The organism is Parabacteroides sp. MSK.9.14, assembly GCF_019041495.1.
Taxonomy (GTDB): Bacteria; Bacteroidota; Bacteroidia; order Bacteroidales; family Tannerellaceae; genus Parabacteroides; species Parabacteroides merdae.
In genome coordinates this window covers 148,248-166,411 of the sequence record NZ_JAHPXO010000001.1, presented here as the reverse complement: position 1 = coordinate 166,411, position 18,164 = coordinate 148,248, and the positions used below count along the sequence as shown (strand labels likewise).

The following is an 18,164-nucleotide window of genomic DNA, read 5'->3' as shown; positions in this document are numbered from 1 at the left end:
AACCTAATACTCCAAATTTTAACCATATCATCCGCTTCTGAAACTTTTCCTAATTCCTGTAAAGCCAATGCACTCAATAAATTCCCTGATTCGAAATACTCTCTTGAAAATTTATAATTTGCAACCAATGATAAAATTTCCAGTTCTTTCTGCCTATCTCCTTGTTTTTTGCAACTTTCGCTTCCAGATAGTTTTCCAAACGATTATCAATCATATTATCATAAGGTTTTCCGACTCCTAAATTTTCCGGCCATTTTTTAGAATCTTCCACACTTTTCATAGCCGATTCATAATTTCCAAGATTCAGTTGTTCTATAGCTCGATATAAATTAGCAGCTCGATAAACAGCACGTCCTTCGTATGCACCTTCGTTCGGAAGAACCGACATTTTATTCAATAAAGATATACATTGGCTATATTGCCCCATTTCACATAAAGATTTTGCATATTTCAATCCTATATAATAATTTGATGGATACCGTTTCATATATTTTTCCCCGACTTCAACAGCTTGTTCCCACAGATGATCTGCTACATAATAATTAATCAAAGCGAAACCTGTGCGCCAAGATATCCTTTTTTGTTCTGCTTTTAATAAATCCATTAAACGCCCCTCTCCTTTTTTTAAAGAAGCACGACTTAAATAAAACGGAGCATACTCTACTTCCCCACAATTATCAAACAGCTCCAATGCTTTTTCCTTATTCTGATTTGCCCAATATATTAAACCTTCGTAATAATCGATTTTCCAATTCGGCCGAAGTGTTTTAGCCCATTCCAGAACCTTTATCGTAGAAGAACGGAATGGAAAAATATATTCAGGAGACAATTCATTTGCTCTATCCAACATCTCCAGACTTTCCGATATATTCCCTTTTTCATATAACAGCCAAGCTCTCTTATAATTAGCAATAGGATAATCATCTATAAAAGAAAATAATATCAAAGCTTCGTCTTTACATCCTACGGTTTCATACCACTCTGCCATTTCCATGAATGTCTCAAAAGACAATTCACTACGAATCAACGAAGCAAAACTATTTTTATTAGCCTCATTAAATGTTCCTAACAGAAGATCTTCAAAACGAGCCAAATGATATAATGGCAGATCATCCAACAAAGAATCAATAACCGCTTTCGCCTTATTCATCTGTCCCATCTTTCGATATGCAATCATCAAAACCTGATCCGCCTTTAAATTCTGTTGATTAAAATCCTTACTTTTCAATGCATAATGTTCAGCCTTTTTCCAATCACAAGCAATCAAAAACATTTCTGCTAACTTTTCGTAAGCAGCACTGCGAAAAGAAATTGAATATGAAGCGACAGAAAAACCATCTTTAGCATCCGTTTCATTACCTAAAGCCATATTGCACAAACCGTACAAATAATTAGAATAACCATCATAAGCATTGACACTTAAAGCTATATGGCAATTAAACAATGCATCTTCATAACGTCCTTGACGATAATACAATGAAGCCAAACTCGTCAAAGCTGGAAGAAAATAAGCCTCTTTTTCTAAAGAAGCAGTTAAATACTTTTCTGCTTTGTCATATACTTTCTGGTTCATCCACTGCTCACCTTGTATGTAAAGACCATACGCGGAATTCCAATCAAAGTCAGCAGGCAGTTCTTTGGGACGATTTGTTACATTATCAGAAGTTTCTTCCGAATAAACTAATAGATTATCCCCTATTACCACCTTTAATCTTCCACATGTACCCCTACTTTTAAATGGAATCGAGTCTTCCCAAGTTTCTAAAACATCACAATTAAAAAAAGTTGAATAAATCTCTTGTTCACCCTCATACAACTTTACTGTTGTCGATAACTGTTGCAAGGGAGAAAAATATAATTTTAAACAATTCTTTTCTTTTAATACATTCAAAGCTCCTATACTGCTAACTTTGGATACACCCTTAATATTCCTTACTGGAAACCAATATTCTATCCAAGTGTCTGTTGCTTGAGGACTAAAAGCCGTATGCTTATAAGGCGTAAAACAACTATTCGAGGCTGGTTGGTTAAACATCCGACCAGACTGAAGTTCTATATATTGCCCATCCGTATCGGTTAACAAATCTTTCCATATCTCTCCTTCACGAGATAATCCCCAAAGGAATATTTTCATACCTAATTTCTCGTCATAGTTAGCATGATGAATAGAACCGAAATCATCATCATGCCAATAAATCCCATAAAAATCATTATATTGTCCTAAGACATGATAAGATTTCGAATTTCCGAAATTGTTCTTTTCATACCAAGATATATCACGCCCTTGTTCATCGAATGGAAAAGAATGAAGTTCCCCTCCATGACCAATATAATTTGTTCCCGGATAACAAAACTGAGCATTCCTTTCTGCTTTATAAGCTGCATTCATCCACTGATAATAAGGTTGGTCAATCGACGAACTATTATACCATGTTGTTTTCGTAGTGAAATAAGCTTTATCTTTAGGTAAATTAACTTCAACTGTCCAAAATGTACGAGTAATTAAATCAAAGGAAGAGATATAACAACTAACACTTCCATCACTTTTTTTCTTCGTCAGATAATCAACTGGAGTACTTGTTGTCGGAGCATGTCCGATAATACCAAAATTAAATTCAATGCCACCAGACGTCCAAGGCCCTCGCATTGCAATATCACGGAATTTCACCACATGATTATTATAAATAAACTCCTTCTTAGAAACTTTATCAAAAGCTCCCCATATTTTTCCTCCTATTTCGGGAAAAAGGGTCAAACATATATAATCATTTTCAAGCAAAACAACCTTCCATTCCTTATCTATACTTTTTTCAGAAAAACCATCAAAACGAAAATAAGGATAGAAAATGTCGGAAGGGTTAGCGACTGGATCAGGATCTGAAAAAGGATAAGTTTTCATATTCTGTACCATTTCTGTAACAGACGCTCGTTCATGTTGTGCATATAAAGAGTCCATTATCATCAAACAAAAGAAAATAAAAATACTTTTCATATCTATTATGCTAAAAAATTATGTCAAATAAAAAATTGAAATCAAATAGGCCAAAAAGAGAAAAGGAAAATCTTTTAAACATGAAACCAAAGATTCTCCTTTCCATTCTTTATGTTTGTTCCAAACTATTTTGAAATAGACAGGATCAATAACAATCCCTCTTTTCGTTTTATTGGAATCATCTCGTCTAAACTAAATGTAGAAGCTTGTTGAAAATCATTGACAAACGGAGCTTTCAATAGTGCTTTCGTCTTATCCATTCCTAAAGAATTCCAATCTATGATCAGATGAACATTCCTATCCGATTCAGAAAAATTACCTACAGAAATCAAAATACTATTTGTTTTCACAAAAGCAGTAGCTTTAACTTCTGGATCAGAAGTTTTTATAGGACAAAATTCATCCCAATATCCTAACATTTTCGCCTCCTCTATACCAAAGGATTTCCACAGATTCCATACAGGAGCAGGAGAAAATCGTCCATACGAATGACGGGCTGTCGTTCCATATACCATTCCCAGAAAACGATTTCCTCCGTCTTGTAACATTTCACTCATAACACCAAATGGAATCCCAGAAAAAGTAACAAGCCATTCATCCGGACGCATTTGATTATATTTAAAACTCTCACCAAACCACAATCGATCCACATACGGGAAGAAATCTGTATATTGATTAGCCGGACCTATGGAATACCCAGTATTTGAATGAAGATCAATTAAAGCATCGGGGCGATATTTCGCAATAATCTTCCTAATTCGTTTCATAACAGTACGATCGAAAGAAACATCATCCATATAAATACCATCTATTTCATAATTTTCAAACATCCAACGCAAACCTTCCAAATAATAATTAATCCAACGTGAAAATCCATTCAATACTAATGCTGCATCCGAACAATCCTGAGGTAATTCTGTATACCATGCAGGCTTATAGTCATCTATCAAATGCTCACATTGCCATGGCAATCCATATCCAGGCCCAGAAACAAATATCTCATGATTCAAACTTTTTAAAGCATAAATCTCTTGAGCATAATTAGTCAATTCCCGAATGGTATAATACAGCTTAACTTTCCGTCCGAATTTATGCTCATGATCAATAAATGCAACCAAAGAATCTCGCACAATAAATGGATAATTAATAACTGGATTCAAAGGCTTAGCATGATGAATATTAATAATATTTGCTCCTTCCTCTGCCGCCTTATCAAACCCTGAATGTATGGCATGATAATAGCGTTCAGAAAAATGCTTACCTGAATTCAATCTTTTAGAAGGAGTTATCATCAATGCAAATTCATAATTTTTCGGCTGAATCGATAATGTATCCACTCCCGTACTAGCTATAACTTTTGCACCTAACCCTTTTGCTCCAGACACCTTTATCATACCTTTTCCACTATTTGCCCAAACTCTCGAAGGAGCAGGCTTATAATCATTCAATAAAGGACCATGATAACTGCCTCCTCTATATTCTACATGCAAACCTGCCAAAGCATTTCCCATCCAATAACTATCCCAAGGTCCATCCCAATTCCATTGATAAGTTACCGGACGGAAACCTCCGTCAAAACCAGTTCCCATAAAATACTCCGAGGCATAAGGTGTATAATCCGTTTCCAGACGTATATCTTTCACAATTAAATCCCGCTCTGTCGAAACTTTCAAATCATAATGCACATAGCCATCATATTCCATAAAAGCATTACTGATAAAATGGATCCCGTCTTTTTCATAAGATGATATCCAAGAAACCATTCCATCCGCCTCTTTTTTCAGAACAGCATCTTCCGCATCAAAAGCAATATCACCATCATTTGTAACAACAACAAAACGAAATGGTTTCGCCAAAACCTGTTTGCCGTTAATTTCTATCGAAGCCGGTAGCCCGTTGGAAGCAATACGAAATGTTTTCTCTGTTGCCTGAATTATATTGCCATTTACTTTCATCGGAAGAAAAGGAGTGACCGGTTCACGATCTTCTCCTATTTGAGAATTCAGCCATCTCAACCTTGCATGCCTCCAAAGATCTCCATCTCCTTTATCAGCCAAAACTTCTCCCGTGACTGTTATTTCTAATGGAATCGTTTTTGTAACGACTTCATTTACCTGAAAATCAATTGCCCCCACATAAGTTCCGATTTTGGCATCTTCCGGAATTTGAACTCCACACCAAAGAGCTTGCACTTTTCCTTTTGGAATCTGGATATCAAAACTTATTGGTTTCCCATCCCAATTTATACCTTCTTGATTAAAACAAGTAATAGATTCTTTTGCTATTTTCGTAGAACCATTTTTCAAATCGCTAAATGAAAGTTTAACGTTATCCAGCCCTTCATGAGCAGCCCACACTCCAATTTGCCAAACATAATACTCATTTCGCAAAGCTACACCAGCAAAAGATTTAGCCGGTCCCTTTTCTATCCAACGAATTGGCAATCGATCTGTCAAACGAATAGGAAATGCTCTATCCTCCGGAAACAAAATCGGCGTTTCTGGGTACTGCTGCAACAAGCTATCGGTCTCATCTATCGTCGCGATAATCCCCATTGGAGTAAAAGCATCCAATTTCGTTCGACTTTCAAAACGAAGAACCTGGGCTATCGGTAAATTAGTTGGTAATTCAGACTTCCATTTGCCGTCCACCTCATAAATAGGGGGAAGATAATCATTCCAAGGTTTACCGTAACGTGCATCACCAGCTCCTTTTCTATATTTATACGGCAAATAATAGATATAATAGAGCCCTTCTCCTGAAATTGGTTCAAATATAATCGTTCCAGACTCTGAAGAAAAATCCAGAATCTCGACATTCTTTATTTCTATGCCAGTCTGTCCATCCACAACTACAACTTTTTTAGTCTCCGGACGTAAATCTGGACGTCGCCAAGGCAATACAGCCTTAACGGCTGTATTGCTATTTATATCGGAAACTCGTACAACTGCTCTATGGTTACCTCGCATATCAACATTCCACATAGAATCCGCAACAACAAAAGGAATTCCATCAGGAGCAAAAGGCTGATATTGGCTATCCCCAGTCAGTATTTCCACTTTTGAGGAACAAGACAATAAAAATAAAAACAACACTATATATTCTATATATTTCCTCATCATATCCATCGTCTATTTAATATCCTGGATTTTGGTCTTCTTTCAACAACGGATTTACATCTATAGCCGTAGTGGGTATTGGCATCAGCATCAAACGTTCATTCCACTTTTTATCAACCACAACTGCACCATTCGGAGCAGTCGACGGACCTTGCAGATACTTTTGGCAATATTCATTACCATAACGCCTGACATCATCATAACGATGACCTTCCACAGCTAGCTCAATGCGTCTTTCATTTCGCAAAAAATCTATTGCTTCCTGTGTTCCTAAAGATTCTGGAACATCTGGCATACCACAACGGTCACGTAGTTGATTCAATGCAAAACGAACCTGATCATCATATCCTGTTGTCATTAAATGAGCTTCTGCAAACGTCAACAAAACTTCTGCATAACGAATGGTCGGATAATCATCTGCAGACCCATATACACTCGCGATATAAGGTTCCCAAGCAACCATTTTTCGATAACTGAAACCGGTCCAAGATTCATTTCCGTCCTTATTGATTACATCAGGATTCCACTTATAATAAAACTCTCCCACAGCTGTTTCATGCCATCCTTTAAACGGAAACATCAATGTCACATACAAACGACTATCACGATTCTTAAATTCTTTCATATAATCATAAGACATCAACTCTGGACTGGTAGCAAACGTTTTATAATCTTCTTCACTCAAATTTTTTGCATAATTCCAAATTTTCTCATAATTGGCCTTACGAGCATCTACTTGAATCTTTTCCGGAAGTGTTTTTCCATCTACTTTCCAATAAGCATCCACCAAATCTTGCATTGGTTCAAAAGAAGAATAACCATTTTGAATAGACATTGATAACGGAATAAAATAAGTATAACGATATTGATCATAAGCATTCGGATCACCCATATATTCATGAGTCAAAACATATTCAGGATTTGCAGGTGTCGCGTTTGCACCTTGCCAAAGAGCTTCGTAGCTGAACATGCCCTTTATAAATTTATCTTTATCAATTCCTAGTTCAGCGAAGTCTATATACAAGTCCATCTCCTCAGCCTCTTGCTCTTGAGCCGCATTCAGTGAAGTCAATTTAAACAATGAATATTTACCGCTGTCTATCACTGCTTTTGCTGATTTCTCTGCTTCTTCATAATTACCAAAATACAGTGCGGCCCGAGAACGCAATGCTAAAGCTGCATATCGCGTTACACGCCCTATTTCATTCATAAATCCACCGCTATAACTTTCTGGTAATATTTCAGCAACCTCCGCTAACTCTGTTAATATAAAATTACGAACTTCTTCCACAGAATTACGAGCAATTGTCGAAGCATCATAAGGTAATTCTTCTGTAACTATAGCCACCTTACCAAAATATTGCGTCAAGGTCAAATATGCAAAAGCTCTAAAAAAACGTGCTTCAGCCTTTGTCCTGACTTTTAGTTCTTCACTCATATCGCACTCGTCGACACGAGCAATATATGTATTTGCAGTTCGAATAGCATTAAAATCATAATTTCCATAAGGAGCCGCCGTATTAATGCCATTTTGTTGAACCATTTCCATATTCCCTTCCCACGGTTTATGACTATGCGCATTATCCGTACACATTTCATCCCAAATATCCACAGCAGGCATAGATTGATAACAACCATTCAATGCATACCACGCATCCTTCTCCGTTTTCCAGAAATTCTCTGCAGAAATTTCAGCCGGCGGTACAACATCCAAATCACAAGATGTCAACACACTCACTAATGAACAAAACAGAATCAAATTTTTTATATATAATTTCATAAACCAATTTCCTCCTATTAAAATGAAACATTCACTCCCAATGCCAAAGATTTGCTACCTAAGGCACGAACCGTACTACTTGTTGCTTCTGGATCAAAATCTTTCATCTTATGATCTGCACGAATCGTAAATAGATTTTCCCCAGTTAAATAGACTTTTAACGAAGACATACCCAAACGTGAGACTATATTCCTGGGTATATTATATCCGATAGTCATTGTTTTAAAACGGAAATAATCCGCATCAAATACATGATAATCATTAAATGCCCTATTATAAGTAGTATGGGGGCTACTTGCCGTATAAATTCTGGGATAAATTGCATGAGGATTAGGATTTTCCTCACTCCATCTACCCATATGGTATCTCCTCGGATTATCTTGTCCATGAAAAAACGGGTGTACCTGATAAACCTCAAAAGCAACATCTGCCCCACAGATACCTTGTCCAAATATAGAAAACTCAAAGTTTTTATAATTAACTGAAAGGTTAATCCCATAAGTAAAATCAGGAACTTCACAACCGATAATTGTACGGTCACTATCTGTAATTTCTTCACCCCAATCCAATTCTCGCTGAGGAACAAATTTCGTATCACCAGCATTCGGTGTTACACCTCCATAAGTATAATAATGTCCAGCATCAATCTCTTCCTGCGTGTACAAACCATCACTTTCAAAACCATAGAAAGAACCGATAGACTCTCCTTCTCGTAAAATATATTTAGCTACACCATGACCATTTTCCAAGTTATTAATAATGTCATTTGAAGAAGATAGATCCGTTATTTCATTATTATTCGTCGCAATATTTGCGCTAACCATATAAGAAACCTCACCTATTGTATTGCGATGTGTCAATGCGAATTCAAAACCTCTATTACGAACTTTTGCTACATTTTGTGAAGGTGCATTTGATATACCTGTTTCCAATGGAACATTATAAGCAAGCAATATATCACTCGTATTTTTAATATAATAATCAGCTGTACCACTCAGTTTACCATTCCACAAATCGAAATCCAAACCAATATCAGTCAATGCTACTTTTTCCCAACTCAACGAAGGATTAGCAGGCTTTGACTCCTTAATTACTTTGGCCGATGTATCGTCAAAAGAATAATAACCGGTCCCCGAATAATTTTGGAAATAATCATAATTACCCACATTATTAATATTTCCCAAAGTACCATAAGAAACACGAAATTTTAAATTATCGATAATATGACGCATACTTTTCATAAATGGCTCTTCACTAATCCTCCATCCCATAGAAAACGAAGGAAAATACCCCCAACGATTATCCGCGTAGAAACGAGAAGAAGCATCTGCTCTAAAATTCGCTTCAAACAGATACCGATCCATCAACGTATAATTGATACGTCCAAAATAAGAAAACATTTTATATTCTTGCATACTAGAACCATTTTGATACAATGCCCCAGAAGTCGCACCTGCCGACAAATCACTAAAAGAATCTGCAGGAAAATCTTGTCGGGAAGCCATTAATGTCTCTTCTTGATAATGTTCATAAGATACTCCAGCTAAAACCGAAAGTGAATGAATATTTTTCGTCAAGCTATAATTAGCCATTCCAGTGTAAGTTAAAAAACTATGTTTTTTCCAATTAACTTCCATCGAGTTAGTTGTATTACCCGTACCACCTATCACTGTACCTGGATTAAGAAAACTTGGAACATCATCCTTTAAACTCACATAAGCCTTATTTTTATATTCATACGACTTATAAGTGCCTTGTCCCGTAATAACCAGATCTTTCAAAGGTTTTAAATCGAATCCCAATTCATACATTGAATTCTCAATTGTATTTTTGCTCCAATCATTCGTACTATAAGCCCGCAACGGGTTTCCACCAACAAATGTACCACTTGCCTCATGTCCTGATTCGACAGATCCCCACTCACCCGTAGACTGACGGGCTACAAACGTACTGGGAACAATTAATATATTGTCAAAGGAAGGTGTTCCTCCATCGACATCTTTATTACGCTGTATATATTTCACACTTCCTCTAAACGTTAACCAATCGGTTACATCAGATGCTACATTCAAATTTAAATTATATCGACGCGTATCTCTGTTTCGTATATTCTCCGTATCATAAACATAACCTAATCCTGCGAAATAACGTAATTTTTTTGTTCCTCCTGAAAAATTCAAAGAATGTTTTGTCGTGACAGTCCAGTCATCAAATAATAAATCCACCCAATTCGTATTTGGATATAAATCCGGTTTTGTCCCGTTCCTAAACAAATTTATTTCTTCATCTGAGTATCCCTGATTTTTACCGGCAGAAGGATTTGTGTTGTATAAGGCCTCATTATATAGTTCGGCATATTCCCATGAATTAACCAAATCCTGTGTATAAGTCGGAGCCTTCATTCCAACCATACCACTATAAGAGACTTCCATTCGCCCGTCTTTTCCTTGTTTTGTCGTAACTAATACGACTCCGTATGCAGCACGTGAACCATAAATAGCTGAAGAGGCTGCATCTTTTAAAAAAGAAATACTCTCTATACTATTTGGATCCAAATTAGAAAAGAAAGTTGCATCAGCAATTGCTCCGTCTATCACATAAAGAGGTTCCGATGTTCCCAAGTTACCACGACCACGAAAATTAATAGACACATCTTTCCCTGGGCGAGATACGATAGTAACGCCAGGAACCGTTCCTTGGATAGAACTTAATACATCTGTCTGTACACGATCTTTAATTTCATCAGAACTAACAGATGCCACTGAACCCGTCAGGTTAACTTTCTTTTGTGTACCATATCCAACCACGACAACCTCATCCAATGCTTGAGAATCTTCTTCTAGCTGAATATTATATACGGTCTTCGACGTTACTGTCACATCTTGAGTATTATAACCAATATAAGAAACTATCAGCACAGACTTTTCAGATACTGTTAACGAGAATTTCCCCTCTAAATCCGTTATCGTACCGTTGCTTGTTCCTTTTTCAACCACATTCGCTCCTACAATTGGCTCACCTCTTTCATCTGTAACTACCCCCACAATTTCTTTAGTTATCTGAGAGGTTATTGCTGTTTTCGTGATAATAATATGTTTACCTGTTACTTTATAAGTCAAATTATTATTTTTGGTAATTTCATCCAGTATTTCTGAAACCAATTTATTTTTTGCATTTAAGTTGATTCGCTGATTACCATCTATCTCCTCACTCTTATAGAAAAACATAAATTCAGATTGTCTTTCGATCTGTGAAACGACATCGTAGAAAGTTCCGTTTTTCACAGATACAGAAATCCGATGTTCCTGTGCGTACGTTGTAGCAGATACTTGAATAACTCCTACTAATATAAGTATTAGTGTTATTTTCATGATACGTGTTACTTTTAGTGACAATGAAACACTGTCATCTCGTTTCTTTTTCATACATTTGGATGTTTTTGTTATTAAATTGTCTCATTCGCAGAGTTTTCCAGACGAGAGCGAAAGAGATCGGTTAACTAATTAAAAATAAGTCTTGAATCGGGAAATGTCGCAACCATTTTCCGATTCTGTTTTTAAAAGGTCGGAACTTTGTACATAGGCAATCAGATTTAGAGGTTCTACAATTTATTTGCTTATTATGAATATGTCTTTCTTTATCCGTTTGAAAACAAACTGTTTCTCGTAATCAATAATACGGAACACGTCCAGAATATCCTGATCCAACGAAAACGTCCCGGTATACCGGATCTGTTCCAGACGAGGATCATCCAAATGGATCCGTACATCATAATAATTCTCCAGACGTTTGACTATAGACGATAAAGGTTCGTCCTTAAATTTATACTCGCCGTTTATCCAAGCATTCGTCAGAGAAGCATTCACTTCGGACAACGAAATCGATCCGCTCTCGTTATCGGCCAAGGCGCACTGGTTAGGCTTCATAAACATACGCCCCGTGGATTCGCTGAACTCATTGAAAGCCTCCAGCATAATCCGGCCGCTCAAAAGCGTAACCACGCTATAAGACTCGTTTTCATAAGCCTGCACATTGAAGGTCGTACCCAATACCGTTATATCCTGTTTATTCAATTTTACAACGAAAGGTTTTTCTTCATTTTTAGTCACCTCGAAATAAGCTTCGCCATCCAGGTAAACCTGCCGGTTTTTCCCATTGAAACTGGTCGGATACTTGAACGTCGTTGCAGCATTCAATACGACTTTTGTTCCATCAGAAAGGATTACCGTATTGGCACGCCCTCCTTTCCGAACATGTATCTCGTTATATACTACATTTTCTTCCGCCAGGTAAGAAGATTCTACCTTTCCATAAAATGCATGAATTCCCCAACCTAATCCGACAGCCAGTATGACGATCGCTGCATATTTTACCCATGAAATCCATAAATTACGTGTCCGTAATTTATCCCGAGAAGGTTCCTTCTCCTGCAATTTCTCTATGCGGGCATACATTTTCTGCCAGCTTGTTTCGTTCAAGCCTTCCTTCGAGAAAAAAGAACGACGACTGGAATCCGAAATACCTTTCAGCTCGAAGAAATAAGACTTATGTTCCACATCTTCTTCCAGCCAGGACTTCAGGTAACGAAGCTCATCCTCATTTATATCCTGCTGCAGGAAGCGGACTATTAATTCTTCTATGTTATATTTTTCAGACATTCCGATGTTCGTTTATATTATACACGATTATCTCTTCAGATCTACTTACGCAATTTTCAAAAATTTGAAAGAAAAATCAAACAGCTAAGCAAAATACCCCGTAAAATCTTCAATGCCTTATAAAGTTGTACCTCCACCGTACGAGTGGAAATATTAAGCAGTACAGCTATTTCCGAAGTTTTTCGTTCTTCCAGATAGGACATTGTAAAGATTTCACGACACTTATCCGGCAACTTATCTATCTCTTTATAGATAAGCTCCAGGCGCTCGTCTTCCGCAAACAAGGATTGCGGATCGTCATTGTAATATATCTCTTCTATTTTTAATTTGGTAGTGACGGCATTAATATAATCACCTTTTACCTCCTGATGCTTCAGATAATCCAAACAGGCATGCTGAACGGAGCGATACAAATAAGTTTTAATCCCTTCTTTCAAGAACAAAAAAGTCCTCTTTTGCCAAACTTTAAGAAACACATCCTGCACCAAATCCTCTGCAGTAACAGCATTTACATACTTTCCAGCGTAGAAAATCAGCATTGGAGCAATTGATTTATATAACTCCTTGAACTGAATCAACTCTCGATCATCCTCCTTCGGTCTATCCATAACACATGCTAACAAAGAAACGTTTCTACAAGTATAGACGATTTATCCGGGATATTTACTTACGGGAAGGTTCTATTTTTATTTTAAGGGGGCTTTTTAACAATTAAAAGAAGCAGGTTTACCTTATGTTGAGTAAAGCAAATCTCTACCAATTGGCATCTTTTCTTCCACCCCCTTATTGTAATTAAAGGGTTATTTAACATTCTACTAATTTTTTCTTGGACAAGACGAGGTTTTCGCTCTCTATTTACCGTTTATCACCACAAAGACGGTCGTCATCGCCATAACAAGGGACTTCATCGCCACGAAGACGGTCGTCGCGGTAAATTTCTGCGCACCTCACAGTGGGAAGGAGGGAAAAAACTCTTTCCGCAAATGGTCCCTACCTCGATCTTGCCTGCAAATATCCGATTCTCCGGGAGTTGAGGTGTATCACATTGTTGATTTTATCCGTTTTGACTAACAATACTGAGCCGAGATTCGGACAATATGCCCACTTCATAACGTTTGTCGTCAACCCTGAGTATCGGAATCAGAGCAAAAAGTAAGATGAAAACAAACTGAAATTTCAAGTAAAATAGAAAAAGGAGACAAAAAGGGGTTATTGTAATTTGTGATATAGCAAGTTGTTCCTGACTAATGAAAACAGACCAACTTCTATTTAAAAAACGGAATCCACATAGCACCTTATCCGGATTCCTGAATACGCAGGAATCCGGATGATATTGAATAGGAAATCAAGCTATCGTTTATACCAATAGACCTCTCCCCACGTCATTAAGCAACTGGGCTTTTTAACGTCTTCCAATTTAATAAATGAAGTCCAATAGGACTCACGATGATCAATCGTATGTCCTAATTCATTTTCATACCCCGTAATCACGAGTTTTGGATCAAACCCTTCAATCGTATCGGACAAACGATTCGCCCAACAATTGATCAGCAAAACATCCAATGCAGGAATTTTTGTTTTCACATCCAATAACCACGTCAAGTCCTCTTCATTATATTGGTCACCCGTCTGTGCGAAAGTAAAACCTTCAGGAGTCGTCACGACATGGATATTGTTAATCAGTTCACTTTGATGCCCCGGCAATATTTTTACATCCAGCTTGCCCCCCTCTGTTTTAAATTCCCTATCGATAATCTGCTCTGAACGAATGTGGGTCACCAATTCATTTCCTACCAAACTATTGTTCGGAGCAATCACCTGTTTTCCCATATCTGTAAACATCTTTACGACAACCGGATCTATATGGTCCGGATGATTATGAGAAAGGAACATAATGTCGCACCGGGCAACAATAGCTTGCATCGTTTTATCCGAAATCAAAGAAGGAGATTTCTTCATCGCTCCCCCACGGTACAAGTCAAAAGCGACAGTGACACTTTTTGTCTTTACGATAAACCCGTCATTATAGAGTTTATACACTTTCATACCCTCTTCCAAAGGTTTCTGCATGTCTTCCAAAAGTCCGCTCAAACGAGATTCCATAAACCGCGAAAGCGTTTCACTACCATCCAAACACGTATCATGGAATATACCATCCAATAATTGCAATGCTGCTTTACGAGCCAATGCCGGATTACCGGAAGAAGGAAGGTTCTCTTTTAAGAGAGCATCTACCAGATGAAAAGTTTTTTCAGTTTGATTAATCAGATACACTTCCTGCTTACCCCAAAAAGGTGTCGTTTTTTCCTGCGCTTGTAACAACATATACAATGGCAAAACAAACAATGACAATAAAAATACACTCTTTCTCATTTGAATAATTATTTACTTTTCGCTCGTGAAATTTCACCCTACTTTCGTGTCACATTCAATAAAGCCATATCCGGATGAGTACGCGTTTATCACCTCAACACGAAATGTTTACTAATCTTCTGTGAATTACCAGCGTAGAAATCGATAGTCACATGCCGATCAGAAACATTCATTTTATAAGAGCCAGCCGAAGTCGAACGGATATAGGTTTTCAAACCTAGCTTATATTCATTCAACAGCCCACTGTCATCCTCATATTTGGATCCATCCTCTTTTTTCTTGGATTTAGCCATTTCGTGAATATCACCGTAATCCCGCGGCTGATCCGACGTACAAGAATAGGTTCCTAATTCCGGTTTAGACCAGACGCTATTAACCGTCATTTGTGTAATGCGACCACCATCCCCATACCAATCAGCCAATTCTGTCGTATGAATGTGTCCACAGATACACAAAGCGTTCCGCTGGGCAAATACTTTACGAAAATGTCTACGCGCAGCAGTCTCTTCAGCCGACTTTCCCCCGTGGAAGAACCATCGGCAACTTCCTCCGTCATAGGGCAGAACCGGACCGTGGGTCAATACGAATGTATGTCGGGCTCCTTCACACTCTTTTAGCATCTGATCAATGAGTGTATCATCCGGATCATTGAAATCCAGTACAATATATGCATCATCGCCGATCGTGAAAAAAAAGTTCGTATGCGTAATGGACTTTCCCAATTCCTCAGACATCCGTTCCGGCATATAGGCATGATAAGCCTCTTTTGCGTTCGTTCCGCGGATATCATGATTACCCGTTACAGTCACAAAAGGCAAACCATGAAGTTCTGACTTAAAACGGTTCATCACGTCCTCTAACATTTTCTTGTGGACCTCCGGATTACCGCAATCTCCTTGAATCAAGTCGCCCAATTGAAATACCATTTTGGTATCAGAACCAATCAGTTGGGCAGCCCGTTTTAGTAACAAAGGGCAACGCTCCCGCCACATCTCCCCATTACGGGCAAATTCAGCACGTTGCACCCGGTTCAACCATTCTACCGGTTCATTATAGTCTGCATGATACACACTGGCCGGTTCCGTATCAAAGTGTGTATCGCCTAACAATACGATCGAATATTTTTTCTCCAAGTTCGATTCAGAGAAAGAGGACAATCGGTTTCCAAATGCCAAACCGGCAAGTGATGTTGCACTAATTGTTAGAAATGCTCTTCGTTTCATGATATGGTTCTTTTATATGATGTAAAAATATAATCTTGATTTAAGATAAGAGGTATAAAACCTTTCATTTTATACCCCTTATTTTCGTTATTCACATTTTGCAGACTAATCCTGCCAGCCTGGATTCTGCGTAAGATTTGAGTTCATCTCCCTTTCCTTTGCAGGGATCGGCCAAATCTTTATCTGTTCACCAACGCTAAGATGCTTGTAAGTAGTCTCTCCCCAAATCTGCATCAAACCATTCGTATTAAGTTCTCCTACCTGTCCGGAAGAATGATCTTTAAACTTCCTGTCGTACCATGTACCCCAGCGAAGCTCGTTAAAGAACATAGAATCCTCACCGCCAAGTTCAACATAAAACTCTTTCCGAATGCGTTGCCGCATATCCTCCTGCCCGCTCACAATAGTCGCAGGATAAGCCTGATCATTAAGAAGAACATGCCCGACACGCTGTCTTACCCTATTTACAAAAGCAACAGCCTCACTTGTCCTGCCCAGCTCATTCAAGCATTCAGCCCGCCTAAGAAGAATTTCAGCATAACGGCAGAGTATAATATCTTCGGAATAGACCCAACGAGTCGTACATTCATCATTCTCTGTTACATATTTCCTCCAAAGATAATAAAATTTAGAATTTGTATCAGTACGGATGTCATAAGGCTCTCCAGCATCCAGAATGTACGGCCAACGGAGGGTCCAGGTATGATTTCCCACACCTGCCTGATTCCCGTCGTAAGTCGAGTAAGGAGTTATAATCGACTGCATCAGGCGCGGATCACGATCTTCATATGCCTGGCGTATTCTCGCCTCGTTCCCTTGATCCAAATATTTGCTCATATCGGCACCATAAGAAACCATATTATTATAAAGAGCCTGATAATTAGAAGTTGCTTCAGTTGTTCCCCACTCTCCTTTACCGGATTGAAGTCCGTCACGCAGAAAGAAAGCAACCCTTTCCTGGGGAGTCATCGAATGCCATCCGGGACAATATTTTTCCCAATCAAATTCGGAGCCATCCGCACACTCGTACATTTCCACAAAAGCAGGATTCGGGAGATAATTGTTCCAAGCAGAACCACCCGTACAACGATTACCATAATTGATTCCTCTCGGGTTTCCCATCCCACTTGTCTCAACACACTGTACTGAAAAAATCATCTCATCACATTGCTCATTAGCCGGTTTAAAGAGCTGAAAGAAATCTCTGTTTCCTTTTACGCCATTACTCGGACTGTAAAGTGCATATCCAAGCCCTTCAATCGCTTCAAAGTCTGCAAGAGCCTTAGCATAATCTCCCATAAACTGATAAGTATAACCTCTAAAAGCATAAGCAGCACCTTTTGTTATACGTCCATAACTACTATTACCTTGAGCATATTTACCAGGAAGATTAGGCTCATTAATACAATCCGTAAGATCTGAAAGAATTTGCTCCCATACCTCAGCTTCCGATGAACGCGCTTTGGTTGCTTCCGAACTCTCCACATTTTCCATATAGATAGGAACACCTCTCCACAAGACATTCAAATGATAATATGCCCAAGCCCGCAGAAATTTACATTCGGCTTTCAATCGTGCTTTCTCGCTGTCATCCATTTCCGGGACATTATCAATGTTGTTGATAACATCATTAGCCCTATACACAACCGTATAATAATATTTATAATGATTACCTACATTTCCATTCGAAGGCGTACAAGAACCGGAAATCACGAAACAATTATTCTTCCAGTTCATATCGATATCCATTACGGACGACCAGGCATCAAACGGAATACCGATAGAAGGACTATCGTAATTCTTAGAGAATTTCTCATACAGTTCATTATAAACCCCCATCACAGCCGCACGGGCCAAGATAGGGCTGGTCCATACATTCGAACTCGAGAAACTATAACTTGGAGATGTATCAAGAAGATCGCCGGTACACCCTTCCAAACCGAATAACATGCCCGATAAAGTTCCGATGATAGCTATTTTTCTAAATAATTTTTTCATATTCTCAATATATTAGCTGTT

Annotated in this window: 9 protein-coding genes; all 9 read right to left on the bottom strand. The window is 38.1% G+C overall.

Annotated elements, in window-relative coordinates:
• Positions 1–73: 73 nt before the first annotated feature.
• The 9 genes from KTG12_RS00555 to KTG12_RS00515 all read right to left on the bottom strand — a co-directional run bounded on the left by KTG12_RS00555 (position 74) and on the right by KTG12_RS00515 (position 18,143).
• A complete protein-coding gene (locus KTG12_RS00555) occupies positions 74–2,899 on the bottom strand; it encodes a DUF5107 domain-containing protein (protein ID WP_237976626.1) in 2,826 nt (941 codons plus the stop codon).
• 218 nt (positions 2,900–3,117) lie between these two features.
• On the bottom strand, positions 3,118–6,114 hold the full coding sequence (locus KTG12_RS00550; protein ID WP_240142649.1) for a glycoside hydrolase domain-containing protein: 2,997 nt from the start codon (positions 6,112–6,114) through the stop codon (positions 3,118–3,120).
• 13 nt (positions 6,115–6,127) lie between these two features.
• Positions 6,128–7,891 (bottom strand): RagB/SusD family nutrient uptake outer membrane protein, encoded by a 1,764-nt coding sequence (locus KTG12_RS00545; protein WP_155144323.1) that lies wholly within the window; start codon positions 7,889–7,891, stop codon positions 6,128–6,130.
• Between the two features lie 17 nt (positions 7,892–7,908).
• On the bottom strand, positions 7,909–11,316 hold the full coding sequence (locus KTG12_RS00540) for a TonB-dependent receptor (protein WP_155162475.1): 3,408 nt from the start codon (positions 11,314–11,316) through the stop codon (positions 7,909–7,911).
• Between the two features lie 183 nt (positions 11,317–11,499).
• Positions 11,500–12,549: a FecR family protein gene (locus tag KTG12_RS00535; RefSeq protein ID WP_138272598.1), complete on the bottom strand. Its 1,050-nt coding sequence runs from the start codon at positions 12,547–12,549 to the stop codon at positions 11,500–11,502.
• Between the two features lie 56 nt (positions 12,550–12,605).
• The gene (locus tag KTG12_RS00530; RefSeq protein WP_138272597.1) at positions 12,606–13,157 is read right to left on the bottom strand and encodes an RNA polymerase sigma-70 factor; all 552 of its coding nucleotides are present in this window, start codon (positions 13,155–13,157) and stop codon (positions 12,606–12,608) included.
• A gap of 742 nt (positions 13,158–13,899) precedes the next feature.
• Positions 13,900–14,922: an MBL fold metallo-hydrolase gene (locus KTG12_RS00525; protein WP_240142651.1), complete on the bottom strand. Its 1,023-nt coding sequence runs from the start codon at positions 14,920–14,922 to the stop codon at positions 13,900–13,902.
• Between the two features lie 89 nt (positions 14,923–15,011).
• Positions 15,012–16,145 (bottom strand): metallophosphoesterase, encoded by a 1,134-nt coding sequence (locus tag KTG12_RS00520; RefSeq protein WP_022321443.1) that lies wholly within the window; start codon positions 16,143–16,145, stop codon positions 15,012–15,014.
• 105 nt (positions 16,146–16,250) lie between these two features.
• Positions 16,251–18,143, bottom strand: a complete 1,893-nt coding sequence (locus KTG12_RS00515) for a RagB/SusD family nutrient uptake outer membrane protein (RefSeq protein ID WP_022321444.1) — start codon at positions 18,141–18,143, stop codon at positions 16,251–16,253.
• Between the last annotated feature and the right edge of the window lie 21 nt (positions 18,144–18,164).